A 1,982-nucleotide genomic window follows, 5' to 3' on the forward strand; every position below is an offset into this window, starting at 1 on the left:
AAAAGGCAGAGCCGCCCCGGGGCGGCTCTGCCTTTTCTTCTCCCTCGACTCTCGGAGAGTCATCCTCTGCCCTCTTCCGGTCTTTGGCGTCCCATCTCCACACGGACCCGTCTCGTACGAACGAACCGCCAGCCGGTCAGCAGAGCAGCCGTAAGACAGAGCGCCGCCGAAGTGGTGAACACAGCATGCATCCCGGCCAGAAAAATATCGGGCCGATCCGGGATCAACCCGGTGACGCGATGGCCGGCCTTGCCGCTCATTACATTGAACAAGATCGTTGTGGCTAGGGTGATGCCAACAACCATGCCGATATTGCGCACAAGCGAATTTACGCTGCCCGCCGAACCGAGCTGGGTACGGGGCACCGTGGACATAATCAGGGAATTGTTCGGAGACTGGAACAGTCCGCTGCCTATGCCGAGCATCCCGATCCATACACCGACCAGCCCGACCGGAGTTCCATCGTGAAGCTGAGCCAGCCCGAATTGGGCGATAACCATCACGACCAGCCCGGCAAAGGTAAGAGATTCAGACCCGATCTTGTCCGACAAAGCGCCGCTGAGCGGAGCGATCACGACCATACTGATCGGAAATAGCATGAGCAGGAAGCCTGCCGAAGACGGAGACAGGCCAAGCATGCTCTGCGTATAGAACGTGGCAATAATGCTAAAGCAGAAATTGGCGGAGAATACGAGAAACCCGCAAAGAATGCTGAGCGAGAACAGCGGATTCTTGAACAATTTCAGTTGCAGCAGCGGCTCGGGTCTCCGCAGCTCCACCCGGATAAAAGCGGCAAAGGCAAGAACGGCGGCGCACAGCGCTATAATAATGCCGGTATTCGAATATCCATGCTGCTGTCCGAGCAGAAGGCCCGCAAACAGGGCAATAATGAAACAGGCGAACAGCACACTCCCGGGGATGTCAACTTTGGCCTTTACCCGGATCAGATCCTTCGGGAGCACCTTCCAGCCAAGGGCAACCGCAATCAGGCCGATCGGAACATTGACCCAGAAGATATACTCCCAGCCGAGATTGGAAACAATAATGCCGCCCAGACTCGGACCGGCGATGCTTCCGAGGGAAACGAAGGTGCCGATAAGTCCAAGCGCCTTCCCCCGCTCCGTTGCCGGAAAAATATCTGCCACAATGCCCTGGCTGTTCGCCATCGTCATCGATGCGCCCACCGCCTGAACTACCCTTGCCGCCACCAGCGCAGGCAGCGAGCCGCTCAGTCCGCACAGCAGGGAACCAAGGATGAAGACAACCGTGCCGATCTTGAACAATCTAATCTTCCCGGCGATGTCTCCCAGTCTGCCGAAGAACAGGATGGCCGCGCAGATAGCCATCAAATAGCCAGTGGTTACCCATTCGATCTGCGCGATCGGCAGACCCAGCTTCTCGGAAAGCACCGGCAGAGCGATGTTCACAATGCTTCCGTCCAGCGTGGACATAAAGACAAACAGATTTAATACAATGAGAATCAGCCAGCGACGGCTCTGTATACCGGCATCCTCTTGATAAGTTCCCTGATTGATCGTGCTCATCACGCCACCTCTTTTCGCGCACACCGTTTTAGTTGCGCACGCAACTATATTATAATCCACAGTGTACTGCAACTTGGTTGCGTATGCAACTATTTTACGGTAATATTTTTTATCATGATGAAATCATCCGGATATGAGTTCCGCTGTCCCGAAAGGAGCACCTTATGATAGAACCATCTCCTGTAAAGAAAGAACCGATCGGCAAGCTGATCTCCTGTGTGTACCGAACCCAACTGAAACGTATGTCCCGCTCGCTTGGCGAATACGGAATCGGCGGCGGCGGACAGTACAGCTTCCTTAAGGCGATTCTCATGACTCCAGGAACCACGCAGGACCAGTTGACCGTGAAGCTGAAATTCGACAAAGCCACCACCGCCCGTTCGGTGAAGCAACTGGAAGCCGCAGGCTATATCAAGCGCAGCGCAGATCCGGAGGACC

The 1,982-nt window shown here is 55.3% G+C and carries 2 protein-coding genes; one reads left to right on the plus strand and one right to left on the minus strand.

Features of this window, described 5'->3' with window-relative positions; all coding sequences use genetic code 11:
• Positions 1-59 precede the first annotated feature (59 nt).
• Positions 60-1,544: an MFS transporter gene (locus tag L692_RS0115380; protein WP_025701047.1), complete on the minus strand. Its 1,485-nt coding sequence runs from the start codon at positions 1,542-1,544 to the stop codon at positions 60-62.
• 164 nt (positions 1,545-1,708) lie between these two features.
• On the opposite strand from L692_RS0115380, the gene L692_RS0115385 reads away from it, so the two are divergent.
• A partial coding sequence (locus tag L692_RS0115385; protein ID WP_025701048.1) for a MarR family winged helix-turn-helix transcriptional regulator occupies positions 1,709-1,982 on the plus strand: 274 nt, incomplete at its 3' end.

It is taken from the genome of Paenibacillus forsythiae T98, assembly GCF_000520735.1.
GTDB classification, from domain to species: Bacteria; Bacillota; Bacilli; order Paenibacillales; family Paenibacillaceae; genus Paenibacillus_AQ; species Paenibacillus_AQ forsythiae.

Excerpts from the sequence above, each read along its gene's own strand:
- L692_RS0115380 (WP_025701047.1), bottom strand. The coding sequence starts at position 1,544 with ATGAGCACGATCAATCAGGGAACTTATCAAGAGGATGCCGGTATACAG.